Origin of the sequence: Alistipes megaguti, from assembly GCF_944320325.1 — a bacterium.
Lineage (GTDB): Bacteria > Bacteroidota > Bacteroidia > Bacteroidales > Rikenellaceae > Alistipes > Alistipes megaguti.
In genome coordinates, this window is record NZ_CALUHA010000009.1 from 58840 (window position 1) to 74835 (window position 15996).

12 protein-coding genes are annotated in these 15996 nt (G+C 59.9%); 6 read left to right on the forward strand and 6 right to left on the reverse strand.

Annotation, left to right across the window (positions count from 1 at the left end):
• Positions 1 to 45: 45 nt before the first annotated feature.
• The 3 genes from PUQ42_RS04035 to PUQ42_RS04045 form a co-directional block, all read right to left on the reverse strand.
• Positions 46 to 369, reverse strand: a complete 324-nt coding sequence (locus PUQ42_RS04035) for a DUF4491 family protein (protein ID WP_087404692.1) — start codon at positions 367 to 369, stop codon at positions 46 to 48.
• Positions 370 to 391: 22 nt separating this feature from the next.
• A complete protein-coding gene (locus PUQ42_RS04040) occupies positions 392 to 1603 on the reverse strand; it encodes a mechanosensitive ion channel family protein (protein ID WP_273371211.1) in 1212 nt (403 codons plus the stop codon).
• A 209-nt stretch (positions 1604 to 1812) separates the two neighbouring features.
• Complete coding sequence (locus PUQ42_RS04045) at positions 1813 to 3165, reverse strand: DcaP family trimeric outer membrane transporter (RefSeq protein WP_273371212.1); 1353 nt, start codon at positions 3163 to 3165, stop codon at positions 1813 to 1815.
• A gap of 332 nt (positions 3166 to 3497) precedes the next feature.
• Here PUQ42_RS04045 and PUQ42_RS04050 point away from each other — a divergent pair, with 332 nt between their 5' ends.
• From PUQ42_RS04050 to PUQ42_RS04075, 6 genes are all read left to right on the forward strand, one after another.
• Positions 3498 to 4655, forward strand: coding sequence for a metallophosphoesterase (locus PUQ42_RS04050; protein ID WP_122120844.1), 1158 nt, complete (start codon positions 3498 to 3500; stop codon positions 4653 to 4655).
• Complete coding sequence (locus PUQ42_RS04055; protein ID WP_273371215.1) at positions 4646 to 5731, forward strand: dihydrofolate reductase family protein; 1086 nt, start codon at positions 4646 to 4648, stop codon at positions 5729 to 5731. The genes PUQ42_RS04050 and PUQ42_RS04055 overlap by 10 nt, the downstream gene beginning before the upstream one ends.
• 109 nt (positions 5732 to 5840) lie before the next feature.
• Positions 5841 to 7295 (forward strand): TolC family protein, encoded by a 1455-nt coding sequence (locus PUQ42_RS04060; RefSeq protein ID WP_087310274.1) that lies wholly within the window; start codon positions 5841 to 5843, stop codon positions 7293 to 7295.
• 12 nt (positions 7296 to 7307) lie between these two features.
• The gene (locus tag PUQ42_RS04065) at positions 7308 to 8297 is read left to right on the forward strand and encodes an HlyD family secretion protein (protein WP_087310272.1); all 990 of its coding nucleotides are present in this window, start codon (positions 7308 to 7310) and stop codon (positions 8295 to 8297) included.
• A gap of 3 nt (positions 8298 to 8300) precedes the next feature.
• Entirely contained in the window at positions 8301 to 9479 is a 1179-nt protein-coding gene (locus PUQ42_RS04070) for an ABC transporter permease (protein ID WP_273371217.1), read from the forward strand.
• A gap of 1 nt (position 9480) precedes the next feature.
• A complete protein-coding gene (locus PUQ42_RS04075; protein ID WP_087404700.1) occupies positions 9481 to 10719 on the forward strand; it encodes an ABC transporter permease in 1239 nt (412 codons plus the stop codon).
• A 252-nt stretch (positions 10720 to 10971) separates the two neighbouring features.
• On the opposite strand, the gene PUQ42_RS04080 is transcribed toward PUQ42_RS04075, so the two are convergent.
• From PUQ42_RS04080 to PUQ42_RS04090, 3 genes are all read right to left on the reverse strand, one after another.
• Positions 10972 to 12027, reverse strand: coding sequence for a polysaccharide pyruvyl transferase family protein (locus tag PUQ42_RS04080; RefSeq protein ID WP_273371219.1), 1056 nt, complete (start codon positions 12025 to 12027; stop codon positions 10972 to 10974).
• Positions 12028 to 12263: 236 nt separating this feature from the next.
• Complete coding sequence (locus PUQ42_RS04085; RefSeq protein WP_273371222.1) at positions 12264 to 15254, reverse strand: outer membrane beta-barrel protein; 2991 nt, start codon at positions 15252 to 15254, stop codon at positions 12264 to 12266.
• 236 nt (positions 15255 to 15490) lie between these two features.
• Positions 15491 to 15943, reverse strand: coding sequence for a DUF4890 domain-containing protein (locus PUQ42_RS04090; protein WP_206384427.1), 453 nt, complete (start codon positions 15941 to 15943; stop codon positions 15491 to 15493).
• Between the last annotated feature and the right edge of the window lie 53 nt (positions 15944 to 15996).

Genomic DNA, 15996 nt, shown 5'->3' on the forward strand with positions numbered 1-15996 from the left:
GTTGCGGCAGGATCGAACCGGCAGGGTAGTTCCTGGCCGGGGCGGTTATTGGCGGGATGATTCCGGAGCGTTTCGCCGGGGATTCTTCGGAAACCACCCCTTGGCGACGCGTTGCCGCTGTTCGAAGAGTTCGCCGATCGACCAGAGCGACGAGGCGCCCCAGACGGCCAGCAGCGTCGACCACAGAATGTGCCTTACGGCAATCGAGCCGGCGATGGCCGCCAGCCCCATGACGAGGAAGATCCACCAGATCTTCACCCCGAAGTAGTATTCGCCCTTGATGACCAACGGATGAAACAGCCCGATGATCAGGAACGTGGCAATGCCGATCACCAGTCCCGTCAGATTGTATTGCGCAAGAAAGTCCATGATTTCTGACTGACAGTTATTTTCAGTGGTTTATCTCCATCTTTTCGCGAAGTGCACGCAGGTCCTCGCCCGAGGGGCGTTGATAGAGTCGCAGCCCGAACTCCGGAAGCACGGCCAGCAGGTGATCGAAAATCTCCGACTGCAGCGCCTCGTAGGCGGTCCACTCCGTCGTACGCGTGAAGCAGTAGACCTCGAGCGGAAGTCCCTCGGACGTAGGCTGCAACATTCGGACCATCTGCATCAGATCGGGGTGGATGCCTGGATTGCGCTTCATGCAGCAACGGATATAATCCCGGAAAACCGACAGATTGACAACCGGTTGCCCGTCCGTTGCGGATTCGGTCTCCAGAAGCCCTTTCCGCCGCAATGACTCCAATTCGTCGGCCGTGCAGAAACGTACCGTCGAGGCATCGATGAACAGCGAACGCTTGATGCGCCGTCCTCCGGCCTCACGCATTCCGCGCCAGTTCTGAAACGAATCACTCACCAGCGCATAGGGCGGAATCGTCGTGATCGTCTTGTCGAAGTTCTGGATCTTGACCGTCGTGAGGGTCACCTCCGTAACGAAGCCGTCGGCGCCGTACTTCTGCATCGTGATCCAGTCGCCCGGACGCAGCATGTCGTTGGCCGACAGCTGCACGCCGGCCACCAGCCCCAGGATGCTGTCGCGGAAGATCAGCATCAGGACGGCGGCCGAAGCCCCGAGTCCGGCCAGGATCGTCGTGGCGTCGCGGCCGATCAGAATGCTCACGATGAGAATCGCCCCGACACAGAAGGCCAGCAGCTTGATCATCTGATAGATTCCCTTCAGCGGGCGGTTGCGCAGCGACTCATGCTGGGTCGAGATCTCATGCAGCGTGTCCAGAAAGGCGCTCAGCAGCATCAGCACCGCCACGATCAGATAGATCAGGCACACCTTGCGTGCGAGATCCAATGCCACGGGCATATCGTAGAGCACCGCTCCGAGCAGCATGTACCAGATGATCGGCGGGATCAGCCGGGCCATCGACCGCATCATCCGGTCGTTGAACAGATAGTTGTCCCACATGGCTTTGGTGCGTTGGCTGAGGCGCTGCAGCGCCGGGGCGATCAGGCATCGAAAGAGTTTGGCCGCCAGCCACGAAAGAAGCACCACACCGGCCAGCAGCAGCGTGCGGGTGGTCCATTCGATCTGTACCGGGCTCCAGCCCAGGCCGGAGAGCCAGTCGGCAATCGGCGTATTGAGTTCTTCCATCGTTCGGGTCGGGTTGGGCCGCGTCGGGCTCCCGGGCAGGGGCCTTCGGCGGAGGTTCGGGAGCAAAGATACGAAAAGGCCGGCGCCGAGACAAATGAAAACCCGTTTTTCGGGGTCGAACCCGTCGGGAAAACGCTCCGTCGGGTGCTGCCGACAAAAAACGGCCCCGCACAAGTGGGGGCCGTCTCCAAGAGAATCCGTTCGGGAGTTTAGAAATTATACTGCAGCATCACCTGAGCCCGGTTGGCATGACCTTCGTTGTCGTTCATGTCCGTGCGCGTACCGTAGAGATACTCGGCGGCAATGCGGCAACGCGAATTGAGCGCATAGAAGATGTTGCCGAACATGTATTGTCCCTGTTTGTATTCATCGGCGGCATAGTAGCCGTTCTTCTTCTCGACGTTCACCACCGAACTGCCGCACGAAAGGAAGAGACGCGGCGTGAGGTTGAACTGGGCCGAAAGCTGCCAGCCCCACATCGGCATGGTCTGAATCTGTCCGGCATTTTCGGGATTGGGCGTAAAGTCGAGTCCCGAGCCGGTGAGATCCTGGATATAGGGGGTGATACCCTCGCCGTAGACGCCGTTCATGAAGAGGCGCAGCCATCGGCAGGTCTTGATCGTACCGCTGAACTGAACGCCCCAGCCCAGCAGCGAGGTGTTGTTGCCCGTGCGCAGGTTGTGCAGATACATGTTGCGCAGGACGCCTGATGCCCGGATATGGCTGTCGCGGTCGGCTCCCCAGGCATACTGCAGGTAGAGCGGCACGTCGGGAACCCGCTGGCGCAGCGAGGCGAAATTGTCGTTGTAAGTACCGCTGACGTTGGGCATCTCGGCCGCAATACCGAAGGTCATGTGGTCGCGGGCGAACGTCTTCTCGTAACGGATCATCGTTGCGAAGTTGAAGTTGTAGGCGTTCGGACCCTGGAAATCAATGGTCATAGGGGCGGCCGTCAGATCGCAGAAGGTCGTTACGTCGCGGCCCAGCGTGAAGCCCAGCATCGAGACGTAGGCCGAACGCACTCGCGGCGTATAGCTGCCCGGAGCCCCGCCGCGGAAGTCGGCATCCATGAAGATCACCACACGTCCCAGCGTTGCGGTATTCGTCACGGCCTTCATGTAGAGCCGCGAAGTCGAGGCATCCATGATCAGTTTCTGGCGCGTATCATAGCTGCTCGTGGTCGAGATGTCGTAGGGAATGAAGTCGAGGTTGTTCGAGATACCCTCGAAGTCGTAGCCGGCGCGCAACTGCACGAAACCGCCCAATGCAAACGAGAAGCGGTTGTTCTTCGTGGCGAAGATGAACTGGGGCTTCTCAACCTGCTGGAAACCGGGTCGATGCGTATCAAGATAATCCTGTGTGGCCTGGTTCATCGCCTGGTTGTTCATCGCCACGGCCCGCTGAACCGCCGAGGGCGAATAGTAGATCGTATCGGTCTGATGCAGCGAGATGAGATAGACCGTCGGAGAATAGTCTCCGCGCATGGCCCGGCGTTCGTGACGCTGGGCCGAGGCCGTGCCCGCAAGCAGCAGGGCGACAAGAAGAAGTCGGAATGTTTTCATAAGCCTGTAAAAATGGTTTCGTTAATGTTCTTTCCCGTTCTCAAGGAGTTGATGTTCACCGGCAATTTCGCAAGTTATATGCCAAAGAAATTTCGGAGCTCTGCAAATTTTTCTATCTTTGTTTCCCGGGGCTCGGGATAAGGCGTTCCGATGCCACGTTTCGGAGGGGGCCGAATCGGCTCACAAGGGGTCAAGAGACCGCTTCACGGCGAAAAGGCCGCTGAATCCCGGCCGACGGATACCCCTTTGCCGAAAGGCTCGGCAGCAATACGATTTTCCGGGCTACACCGTTATAGTTATATATAATACATACAAACAAACTGGATGGAAAGATGCTTCTGACAGTGACTTTGATACTTACCCTGGCTGCTTTTGCGGCCGACTGGATCCATTTCCGCCGTCAGCGCCGCCGCGGAACCCCCGCACGTCGGGTTCTGATCGGCTGGGCCCTGGCAACCGATGCGCTGCCGCTGGTCTCGGCGCTTGTCGGAGCCGTGAGCCGCGATAACTCTCCGGCTCTGATGACCCTCTACATGTGGCTCATCTGGGCATGGATCGTCACGGTCATCCCGCGGCTGCTCTACTATGTGTTCCACTTCCTGAAACTGCGCCGCACGGGAGTGGCGCTGGCCGCCCTGCTGACACTCTTTCTGGTGTGGGGCACCACCCTTGGACGCACGCGAATCCGCGTGAACCGGGTCGAGATCTGCTCCGACCGCATCCCCGCAGTCTTCGACGGATTCCGTTTCGTGCAGTTCTCCGACGCCCACGTCGGGGCACTCGTGCGGCCCGAACGCGAACTCACCCGGCTCGCCGATACGATCAATGCGCTGCATCCCGATGCCGTCTTCTTCACGGGCGATCTGGTCAACATCCGTTCGGCGGAGCTCGACGCTCAGACAATGGCCCTGCTGCAGCGCATCGAGGGGCCGGTTTGGTCGGTGACGGGCAACCACGACGTCGGCACCTACATCCGCGATTCGATCCGCTTCCCGGCCGATGTCGAAGCCCGTACGGTCGTCGAACGGCAGCGGGCGATGGGGTGGTGCGTGCTGGAGGATACGACCGTCTATCTGCGGCGCGGCGGCGACAGCATCTCGCTCACGGGCATCTCGTTCGACCCGGCCCTGCGCAAGCGCCGTCACGACCGCCATCTGCCGGCCGACAACCTGCCCGAAATCTATGCGGGCGTACCCGAATCGTCGTACAACATCACGCTGGTCCATCTGCCGCAGCTCTGGGAGCTGGTCACGGCGGCCGGACGCGGCGATCTGACCCTCTCGGGACATGTTCATTCGATGCAGTTCAAGATCCGTCCCTGGGGGCGCGGCTGGTCGCCCGCCCGGTGGATCTACGACCGCTGGAGCGGCCGTTACGACGAGGGGCGGCACACCCTTTATATCAACGACGGCACGGGATACGTCGCCTATCCGATGCGTCTCGGCGCCTGGCCCGAAGTCACACTCTTTACCCTGAAGCGATGCGAATAACCCTCTCCTTTGCCACGACGGCCGACGGATACCTCGATGACCGGAGCAACCGGCGGCTGATGATCTCCACGCCCGAAGACTGGGCGGAGGTTCTGCGCCTGCGGGCCCGGCAGGACGCCATTCTGGTCGGCGCCGAAACGCTGCGCCGCGACAATCCGGCCCTGCTGCTGCACAATCCCGACGCACGGCTCCGGCGCATGACCGACGGGCTGCGCCCCGATCTGACCAAAGTGACCGTAACGCGTTCGGGAAGACTCGATCCGGCGATGAAGTTCTTCACCGAGGGCGATGCCGACCGGTACGTATTCTCGGAGCGGGAACTCCCTGCGATCGAGCCCTTTGCGACGGTTATCTCAAGCCATGGTCCGCTGACGGCCGCCTTCGTGGTCACCGAACTCGAACGGCGCGGCATCGGAAGCCTGCTGGTCGAGGGCGGCGCCGAGGTCCTGCGCATGTTTCTCGACGCGGGGCTGGCCGATGTCGTGCGGCAGGCGGTCAATCCGGCCCTGCATCTCGGCGAAGCGCAGGGCGGCGCGCAATTCCTCTTCGAACCGCCCAAGGAGGCCTGGTGCACGACGGAGAACCTCGGAGGCATGGAGGTGCTGACGGCCGTTCTGCACCCCGACACCCGAAAGGAGGATCTGGTATGGCTGACGCGTGCCACGCAGGAGGCTTTCCGCTGCACGCCCTGCGATTCGTGCTACTGCGTGGGGGCGGTGATCGTCCTGCGCGACGGCCGCACCTTCACGGGCTACACCCACGAAACCTCACCCACGCATCACGCCGAACAGGAGGCCCTGGCCAAAGCCCTGGCAGCCGGTGCCGGAGCCGATCTGCACGGTGCGGCGATCTACTCCTCGATGGAGCCCTGCTCGAAGCGCAGCAGCGAACCCGAAAGCTGTACGCAGCTGATCCTCCGCTACGGATTCGCGCGCGTGGTCTTTGCGGCCTACGAACCCGACTGTTTCGTGCAATGTCAGGGCGCTCAGCAACTTCGAGAAGCCGGTGTCGACGTGAGGGTCTACCCCGAGCTGGCGCAGGCCGTACGCAAGGCCAATGCCCATCTGGAACGTTGATTCGGTACGATTTGTGTTCGTTATGGACTAAAAATGTTCTAAAATGCCGGTCAGGCGCAATTCTTGCCGCCGGATTGCCTATATTTGCGGAATCAAAGATTTTCAACCTATGAAAAAAGCTTTTACGATCCTCCTTGCGGCTTCGGTGGCGGGCCCGGCGCCCCTCTTCGCCCAGTCCTCGGGACAGATGATCTCCCTCGAGGAGGCGATCACCGTGACCCTGACCGAGAATCCCGCTCTGAAGGCCGCCGCCTACGAGGAGCGGGCCGCACAGCAGGAACGTCGCGCCGCAATCGGTCTGCGCATGCCGCAGATCAACCTCACGGGCGCTTACGCCTACATGCAGAAGGACATCGGACTCGACTTCAACGACATGAAGGGGCCCGTCAAGGATTTTACGGGCAAGGTGCTCGGCAGCGGAATCATCACCGACCCGGCGCTGCTGCAGGGAATCCAGGGGCTGCTCAACCCGATGATGAATGCCGACTGGTTCCTCACGCTGCAGGACCAGAGCCTCGGATTCGTCGGCGGCGAGGTGACCCTCCCGATCTGGATGGGCGGCAAGATCAACGCCGCCAACCGTGCCGCGAAGATCAATGAAAAGACGGCCGTCGAACAGGGCAACCAGACCCGCAACGCGCTGATCTCGGAGCTCGTCGAACGTTACTTCGGACTGGCGCTGGCACGTCAGGTCGTCCTCGTGCGGCAGCAGGTCGTCGACGGCGTGCGCCGCCACCTGGAGGATGCCCGGGCGCTGGCCCGAAACGGCATGATCGCCCAGAGCGAACTCCTCTACGTGGAGTTCAAGATGGCCGAGGCCGAACGCGAACTGGCCAATGCCCGCCTGCAGGCCGAGACCATCGCCAGCGCCCTGTCGAACACCCTCGGCAAGGAGAACGACTGGCAGCCCGTCACGGCCATGTTCATGCTCTCCGAAGTCGAGGAGCTGGCCTATTACCAGGATCTGGCACAGGCCCGCAACCCGCTGCTCACGCAGGTCTCGCTCAAACGCCAGTTGGCCGAGGAGGGGATGCGCGCCCAGCGGGCCGGATTCCTGCCGCAGGTGGTGGCCATGGGCGGCGGATCGTTCTATAATTATCAGGTGGCAGGGTTCATCCCCCGGTGGGCCGTGGGAGTCGGCGTGAACATCAAGCTCTTCGACGGTCTGAACCGTGAATACAAGTACTCGGCCGCCCGGCAGACCGTGCGCCGCGTCGGCGAACTGCAGAACAAGGCCGGACAGGATGTCTCGGTACTGGTCGAGAAACTCTACAACCAGATGATGAACTACCGCAACCAGATGACCTCGATCGACGCTTCGCTGGCCTTCGCCGAGGAGTATCTGCGCATGAAGAATGCGGCGTTCCTCGAGGGGATGAGTTCGTCGTCGGATCTGATCGACGCCGAGCTGAATCTGGCCGCCGTTCGCACCGAACGCCTGCAGGCCGCCTACAACTACGACCTGCTGCTGGCCCAGCTGCTCGAGGCTTCGGGCATCAGCGAGGAGTTCGCCGCCTATGCCCGCCGCAGCGATGCCCGTCCCATTCTTTTCGACAAAAAATAATACAGACTCGATATGAAACGAAACAACGTTATCGGAATTCTCGTGACCGCACTGGTCATCATTCTGGCGGTCGTACTGGTCAGCTGGTATCTCGACAGGCGGACCCCGATGCTGATTCAGGGTACGGTCGAATGCACCACCTACAAGGCTTCGTCGAAGGTCCCCGGACGTATCGACGACATGAAGGTCGAAGAGGGCGAGCGGGTCGAAAAGGGACAGCTGCTCTACACGCTCTCGACCCCCGAACTGGATGCCAAACTCCAGCAGGCGCAGGCCGTGAAGAGCGCCGCGTCGGCCCTGGATCAGGCAGCGTTGGCCGGAGCCCGCGTGCAGCAGATCGAGGCCGCCATGAACATGTGGCAGAAGGCGCAGGCCGGGCTCGAACTGGCCCGCAAGACGCTCGACCGGGTGCAGAACCTCTACAATCAGGGGGTCATCCCTGCGCAGAAACTCGATGAGGCCACGGCCAACTACCAGGCCATGGAGGCCACGGCCCAGGCCGCCAAGGCACAATACAATCTGGCCATGGACGGCGCCCGCAAGGAGGACAAGGAGGCCGCCGCAGCCCGCGTCCGCCAGGCCGAAGGAGCCGTCAGCGAGGTAGAGTCCTACATCCGCGACGCCATGGTCTATTCGCCCGTCACGGGCGAGGTGTCGACGATCATCGCCGAACAGGGCGAACTCGTCGGCAGCGGCTATCCCGTGGTGGCGATCCTCGACATGAGCGACATGTGGGTCACCTTCAACGTCAAGGAGACGATGCTGCCCGGCATCAAGACGGGCATGCACTTCACGGGACACGTCCCGGCGCTGGATGCCGACGTGGAGCTCGAGGTGACCTACATCGCCCCGCAGGCCGACTTCGCCACCTGGGCCGCAACCCGGACGCAGGGCGGGTTTGACATCCGCACCTTCGCCATCAAGGCCAAGCCCGTCTCCGAGGTCGAAAACATGCGTCCCGGCATGAGCGTACTCGTCAACTGGGACCAAATCGGCAAATAGGCAATGCCCGGATTCTTCCAGAACCTCTGTGCCGTCGCCCGGCGCGAAACCCGGCGGTTGATCCATCAGCCGATGTATCTCGTACTGATGGTCATCCTCCCGGTGGTGTCGTTCTCGTTCTTCGCCATTCTGTTCGGGCAGGGAGCCATCCGCAACGTCCCGATCGCCGTGCTCGACGAGGACAACACGACGCTTTCGCGCAAGGTCGTGCAGATGATCGACGAAACCCCTACGGCCATGGTCTCCTACGGCATTCAGGACATGGCCGAGGGCGAACGCCTCATGCGCGAAGGCAAGGTCGTGGCCATTGTCCAGATCCCGGACTCGTTCGAGAAGTCGATCCTGAGCAACTCGCAGACCCACCTCGAAAACTACGTTTCGGGAACCAACATCACGGTCAACGGTCTCCTCTCGAAGGATATCCAGACGGCCGTGACCACCTTCGCGGCCGGCATTCAGCTGCAGCTGCTCATGAAGCAGGGGCTGACCGAGGCACAGGCCATGGCACAGCTGATGCCCGTGCGCTTCGACAAGCACGTGTTGTTCAATCCGCACATCAACTACGGATACTATCTGGCTCCGAGCTTCATGCCCATGATGCTGATGATCTTCGTCGTCATGGTGACCATCTTCTCCATCGGCACCGAACTCAAGAACGCCACTTCGCGCGACTGGATCCAGACGGGCGGCGGTTCCATCTGGGCGGCTCTCGTCGGCAAACTGGCCCCGATCACCGCAGGGATGTTCCTCATCTCGCTGGTGATGCTGATCATCAACTTCAAGGTGGTCGGTACGCCGCTGAACGGCAGTCTCGCGGTGATTCTCCTCGGCACGCTGCTCTTCATCCTCGGCTACCAGTCGATCTCGGTGCTGATCGTCTCGCTGCTGGCCAACCTGCGTCTGTCGCTCTCGATCGGCGGCGGATACTCCGTGCTGGCCTTCACCTTCTCGGGACTCACGTTCCCGATCATGGCCATGTGGGAACCCATGCAGTGGGTGAGCCGGATCTTCCCGTTCACCTACTACACGGACATCTTCGTCGATCAGATGCTGCGCGGCACGCCGTGGGTCTATTCGCTGCCCGATCTGGGATGGATGCTGTTGTTCATTGTCTTACCGCTGCTCTGTCTGCCGCGTCTGAAACGCGTCGCCACGGAGGAAAAATTCTGGGGGAAGTTGTGATATGAGTCGCTTTTCGAAACAGATGGCCTCCTACTGGCAGCAGACCGGGGCCGTCATTCGCAACGAATTCCGCACGGTATTCACCGACAAGGGGGTCGTGCTGATTCTGGTCTTTGCACTGCTGATCTATGCCACGGCCTACTCGCTGGCCTACGGATCGCAGGTGCTGCGCAACGTCCCGATCGGCGTGGTCGACGAGAGCCGCACGCCGACAAGCCGCGCCCTGATCGATGCCTTCAATGCCGGACCGAATACCTACGTCGCCTATACCCCCGCATCGATGGAGGAGGCCCGCGAATTGTTCAACGCCCGCAAGATCTACGGCGTGGTCTACATTCCGGCCGACTACGAACGATGCCTCTACGGCGGGCAGCAGGCCAACGTGGCCATCTACTGCGACGCCAGCTACTTCCTGATGTACCGGCAGGTCTTCCAGGAGGTCGTCACCTCGATCGGTCAGACCGGCGCCATGGTCGAATTCCAGCGCCTGGTGGCCAAGGGGGCCAACATCCCGCAGGCACAGGCTACGACGCAACCCGTCATCTACCAGTCGCACAACCTCTTCAACCCCTATCTCGGCTACGGAACCTTCGTCATGCCGGCCATCATCATGGTCATCATCCAGCAGACGATGCTTATCGGCATCGGCATGATCGGCGGCACGTGGCGCGAATTCGGGCTCTACCACAAACTCTGCCCCGCAGGGCGGCGGCGCATGTCGACCCTTCCGATCGTTGCGGGACGGGCGCTGGTCTACGCACTGATCTACGCCGTGACGTGCTCGCTCGTACTGGGGCTGCTCTACCGGCTGTTCCACTTCCCGATGAACGGCGATCCGTGGACCGTCGGGATCTTCCTGACAGCCTACGTCGCAGCCTGCATCGCCATGGGCATTGCCGCCTCGACGCTCTTCCGCTACCGCGAGAATTCGCTGCTGCTGATGTTGTGGACTTCGATCCCCGTGCTGATGGTCAGCGGCGTCTCGTTCCCGCGCGAGGGCATTCCCGAGTGGCTCTACAACCTGGGGCAGCTGCTGCCCAGCAGCCACGGCGTCGACGGCTTCATCCGCATCCAGACCATGGGCGCCTCGATTTCGGAGGTCTTCCCCGAAATCAAGTGGCTCATCATCCTCACGATCGTCTACGGCGGTCTGGCCTGCATCGGCATCCATCAGGTCATCCGGCGCGAGCTGCGCCAACGGCAGCAGGAACAAATCCCCGAAAGCTGCGATAAGGAGTAGGGGCGCCCGGAAACACCCTCACGGCCGTCATAGCTCCGCCTCGACATCCGAAGGAGCGCCGGCAAAGGATTTTCGGATCTTCCGAACCGGCCAAAACGTTTCGAGTCAGACTCGCCGCAGCGGGTCTGACTCGTTTTTATTCCGGCGTGCAGCCTCCGGTTGGATTTTTTATTCTCGGGCCGCCGTCCCGCCGGCAGGAACGCCAACGAACAGGCCCTAAGTCTGTTCCGCTACCTCCTTTCCGCAGGCATTTCAGGCCCTCCGGTCCGCTTTCACAAACTCCTCGCAGCGACGCTTCAACGCCTCGGCGTAAGGCCGCCACGAATCCTTGTTGACCGGAATATTCCGCATGGTTATGGGGAATGGCAGATCAAAATCGGGAATCAGCCTCCCGTTCTCCATTTTCATCCGGTTGAAGAAATCGCGCAGGCCTCCCAGGCGGCAGGAACTGACCTCGGCATCCCGCGCTTTTTCGATGTATACGACCGGAGTCTCGAGCCCCAGACACGGCAGGGCACAATGGATCCGCGACGTGATGACCAGTCTGGCCCTTGCATAGAGCCGGATCAGACGCTCCGCCTCCTCAAAACGGGCCCGGTCCGAATCAAACCGGCTCTTGTAACCGGCATCTTCATGCCCTATGTAGGTCGATCCCACGATGATCTCCCGACTGAAGAACCTGGTATATTCCCGATAATACAGGGCTGTCTCCAATACCTTGCTTATCCATCCTCGATCGGGACGGGCAAATGTCCGATACTTGGGATACAGGGTAAGAATATCTCGGGGATGTCGGAAGATTTCAACCACGGCCTTCAGAATGTTGCGTCCCCCCAGGTGTACCTCATACACCGGATTCACAATATACGTCCTCTCGTCTTTCGACTCCGAGCGATATTTTTCACCGAGAGTCAAGGTCAGACACCCCGAAAAATAGGCTTCCACGCCGTTGTTACGCAGCAACTCCAGGGTGTTCAGATCCCGGCAGCCGATCGGAGCATGCTGCCTCAGATAGGAAAGGCTCGGCGGTGAGAGCAAAACCTCTTTGGCCAGGACGTTCAGATGGAATGCCACAAACAGGGGAATGATTCTTTCTGAAGGGGGCCAGTTCTTCGGATCATGCATATACCATCCGTTCATAATCACCTTGCATGGTTCGCCGTCGTAATCCTTCAGCTCCATGTCCCGGTCGATGAATCCGTCGACATGCGGATAATATTGGGCGGCAGCCAATGACTGAATGTAATCGCCAATATTTATGTCCGCCAATCCAGGCCATTTTGAAACCGATAGCAATTTATATTGCATCTTCCCGTATCGTTAAATTGGTATACGCACTGAGGCCCCCGCCCCCGCGTTGAAGCGAGAGCCTTGTCTATCCCTGTTGTTGTCTTCTGTCCCTGCAAAGATACGAAAAAATCGGGGCAAAAACAGAAACGCATCTTTGAGCGATTCAAACAAACCCGGGAGGGTAGCGGGTTATTGGCATCCATACGAAAACAGCCGGGGCAATCCCCGGCTGTTTTCGTATCCGCAGAGACGGATCAATGGAAACGCCCCATGGGTGGAGGCCCGCCCGGGCCCCGACGTCGCGGGGCATCGCCCATACCCTCGTAATCGCGGATGTCGTGCGACCCCTTCTTGCCGAAACGGCGCAGGTTGTAGGTGAACTGAACCATGTAGTAGCGCCCGATGACGCTGTTCGTGGCATTCTGCGTCCAGCCCGAGCCCGTCGTGCGGACAAAGGACTTGTTCTGGTTCAGCAGATCGTTCACGCCGATCATGATCTCGCCGCGCTGATTGCGGAAGACCTTCTTGCCCAACCACGCATTGCAGAGCAGGTAACTCTCCCGGTAGTCGTTCGTAAAACCGATGTACTGCGTATAGGAGGCACTCGCCGTCAGCGTGAAGCCCAGCGGGAAGATCAGTTTCAGGTTGCCCTGGGCCGTATGGTTGAAGTAGCGGTTCTTGGCCCGGGAGGCATCCATCGAGTTGGTCGCCTCGTTGTAGGTTCCGTTCCACGAGAGGGTGAAGTCGACGTTCTCCGAGATGTTGCTGCCCAGCACAGCCCGGAAATCATACCCCATATTCTGGGCATCGTTGCGCTCTCCGCCCGAAATCAGACCCGTCTCGGGATCAATCTCTCCACCCAGCATGCTCGGCGTCTTGGTGTAGATGACGCCCGCTTCAACGTTGAAGTTCGACTTGAGGAAACCGATCGGAAATCCGTAATTCATATGGGTTCGCAACTGCCAGTAGCCGTCGAGATTCGTCGTCGACGAGTAGTAGAGCGGATCGTAGGTGTTGTTCTCGATCTGCAGCGTTCCCGGATTCTGAATCAACTGGGTGGCCGTGTAGTTCTGCGTGGCATTCATCGAGAACATCCACATGAAGGTGCGGCCCTTCTCGACGTTCGAATTCACGTAGTGGAAGTTCACCCGATGAGAGTACGAAGGCTTCAGGTATTTATTACCGTGGGAGATGTTCTGTGCATCCGAGACGTCATAGACGCTCTGCAGTTCGGTGACCGTCGGGCTGTCCGTATACGAGGAGATGAATAACCGCAGCATGTTCTCGCGGTTGATGTTCAGTTCGCCCATCATGAAGTAGGTCACGTTGTCGTACGAATGGGAGATCTTCTCCGAGCCGTTGCGCGTAATCTCGCCGTCGAGCGTCGATCGCTGGTAATAGACGTTGGCGATGAAGCGGCTGCGATCCTTCGCATAGCGGAAGCCCGGACCGACACTCTGTGTCAGATAGCCGCTGCGGTAGGAGTTCGACAGCAGCGGATCGGGCTTCAGACCGGCAATCGAGAAGGTGTCGTCCGCCGTGATATAGGAGCGCGTATCTCGCTCCTGCGAGTTGTAGGTCATCCGGTACTGCAGACTCACCTGTGCATATTTGGCTACGGGTTCCGTGTAGGTGAAGTTCCCGCGGACGTTGTACGACGTCGACGGAGCCAGAGTGCGCAGGTAACGCGGGTCGAAATAGGGGGTCTGATTACCTGTTTCGGGATCCTCGAAAGTTGCATTGGAATCCCAGACGAACGGGTCGTTTCCGGCACCTGGTCGCACTGATGAGACGCTTTGTACGTTCGACCAGGAATTGGAGTTGTTCTGGTTGTCGGAGTAGTTGAACGAACCGTCGAGGGTGATCGTACGTCCCGCCTTGCCCAGTTTGGCCCGGTAGACGGCACTCGTCCCGACGTTATAGCCGTGGCGCAGGGCATCGCTGAAGTTGTCCGTATAGCTGTAGCCGCTGCCGCCGGCCGACGGGGCGCCGAACTGCCAGCCGGTGGTCGTACTCCACGGATCGTTCGACTGGTAGCTGAAGCGCGGGCGGAGCATCAGGTTCTGGTTCTCCGAAATCTTCCACTCCAGACGGGCATTGAAGCGGTGGTTGAAGCCCCGCGTATCGGAATAACCGCGCGTCATCAACGTGTCGGGGATCATCGGCGCTTCGTACCACTTGTCCGTGGTCGAGTGGTTCACCGTATTGGTGTTGTTGAAAAAATAGCTGCCCTGGAAGGTCACCTGGTCGCGTTTGCCCCACGTGTCGGAGTAGTTGACACCGATGGCATTGACCCGCGCCACGCCGCTCTGCGGGCGCGTCATGTACTGACCCACACCGCCGCGACGGCCTCCTTTGCCACCCGTCACACCCAGAATATCCTCGAACGAGAAGTTCTGCTGGTTGACGTTGTTGAACAATCCGAGGAGCGACAGACGGCTGTCACCCGAAAAGATGTTGGCATTTCCGCCGGCCAGATACTTGAAACGCTCTTCGCTGCCCTGTTCGGCATCGTAGCCGAAGCCGGCATAGAGTTTGCCGAACTGACCCTGCCGCATGCCGGGTTTGGTGACGATATTGATCGCCTTGTAGCCTTCGCCGTCGTCCATGCCGGAGAACTCTGCGGCATCGGAGAGCTTGTTGAAGACCTCGACCCGATCCACGGTCTCGGCCGGCAGCGACTTGATGGCCGTCGTGACATCCTCGCCGAAGAACTCCTTGCCGTCGACAAAGATCTTCTTGATCTCCTCGCCCTGGGTTTCAACCACACCGTCCGTCACCGTAATGCCGGGCATCTTCTTCAGCAGGCCCTCGACGTCGGCGTCATTGGTCACCTTGAAGGCCCCGGCATTGTAACTCACCGTGTCGCCCTTCTGCGACGTACGCAGCGCCTTGGCCTCCTTGACCACCGTTTCGATCTGCACGCCCGGCTTCAGACGCAGCGTCCCGAGATTCAGACGCGGGGTCGAGAGGCGGAACGTCGTATCGAGGTTGTTGTAGCCGATGAACGACACCGACAGGGCATACTCTCCGTAAGCCAGGGCCGGAGACGACGCCGCGCCCTTGTAACCCGATGCAAAGCCCTGTTTCTTGTCCGGAGACTTCGTCGGAGAGACGCTCAGCACCGCGCCTACCACGCTGTTTCCGGTATCCGCATCGACAATCGTGGCCGTCACGGTACCCTTTTGGGCGAATACCGCAGCGGAGACAACCGTCAGCAGGGTAGTCATTAGTAAACGTTTCATGCTTCTCTGTTTGGTAAATACCTGAATTGCAGATTCTTATCTTTCCATGCGGGAATCCGGCCGCGGCCGAGCGCGGAATTAACATGCCATCGGCTTTGCCATGAGGCCGTTCCATCATGCGAATTTACGTTTTTTTCACCATTTTTTGTCTCTTCGGCCGGTGAATCGACAAAAAAAAGGTGTCAGTCGACCAGATTGACACCTCTTCCGCCAGTTGCGTGGCTCGCAGCGGGTTGCTACTTCTTATCGGCAGCCTGCGCCTTGCACGGGCAATTCTTCTTGCCGGCCATCGGGCAGTCACCATGATGCGGTCCCTTCTTGCCGTGCTTCATCTGCGGACCGTTGCCCGGCTGGCCCGGACACGGACCCTGCATCTGCGACCACTGCATGAACTGCTCGGTCGAAAGAATCGACTTCATCTTGTCGGCCTGAGCCATACGGGCCTGACGCATCTTCTCGCGCATGGCCTGCATCTGCTTGATCTGGTCGAGATTGAGCTGATAGACCTGTTTGGCCTGGGCGTCGGTCAGGTTCAGACGCTGCGTCATACGCTCGGTCTGGCGTTCGGCCAGCTGTTCGGCCGTAGGCGGCGTCTTGGGCTCCACTTTCGGCTTGGCCTCCTGGGCGAAAAGGGTCGTCGTTGCCATCAGGCAAAGTGCCGTTACGGCTGCAAAAATCTGCTTTTTCATTGCTTTGCGTTTTTACGGTTGGACTTCATTTTCCGGTCGGATCCTCCGGATTC

Bases quoted from the DNA above. Each gene is read 5' to 3' on its own strand.
- PUQ42_RS04050 (WP_122120844.1), top strand. From the start codon at position 3,498: ATGCTTCTGACAGTGACTTTGATACTTACCCTGGCTGCTTTTGCGGCC.
- PUQ42_RS04045 (WP_273371212.1), bottom strand. From the start codon at position 3,165: ATGAAAACATTCCGACTTCTTCTTGTCGCCCTGCTGCTTGCGGGCACG.
- PUQ42_RS04075 (WP_087404700.1), top strand. From the start codon at position 9,481: ATGAGTCGCTTTTCGAAACAGATGGCCTCCTACTGGCAGCAGACCGGG.
- PUQ42_RS04040 (WP_273371211.1), bottom strand. From the start codon at position 1,603: ATGGAAGAACTCAATACGCCGATTGCCGACTGGCTCTCCGGCCTGGGC.
- PUQ42_RS04080 (WP_273371219.1), bottom strand. From the start codon at position 12,027: ATGCAATATAAATTGCTATCGGTTTCAAAATGGCCTGGATTGGCGGAC.
- PUQ42_RS04035 (WP_087404692.1), bottom strand. From the start codon at position 369: ATGGACTTTCTTGCGCAATACAATCTGACGGGACTGGTGATCGGCATT.
- PUQ42_RS04085 (WP_273371222.1), bottom strand. From the start codon at position 15,254: ATGAAACGTTTACTAATGACTACCCTGCTGACGGTTGTCTCCGCTGCG.
- PUQ42_RS04065 (WP_087310272.1), top strand. From the start codon at position 7,308: ATGAAACGAAACAACGTTATCGGAATTCTCGTGACCGCACTGGTCATC.
- PUQ42_RS04090 (WP_206384427.1), bottom strand. From the start codon at position 15,943: ATGAAAAAGCAGATTTTTGCAGCCGTAACGGCACTTTGCCTGATGGCA.
- PUQ42_RS04055 (WP_273371215.1), top strand. From the start codon at position 4,646: ATGCGAATAACCCTCTCCTTTGCCACGACGGCCGACGGATACCTCGAT.
- PUQ42_RS04060 (WP_087310274.1), top strand. From the start codon at position 5,841: ATGAAAAAAGCTTTTACGATCCTCCTTGCGGCTTCGGTGGCGGGCCCG.
- PUQ42_RS04070 (WP_273371217.1), top strand. From the start codon at position 8,301: ATGCCCGGATTCTTCCAGAACCTCTGTGCCGTCGCCCGGCGCGAAACC.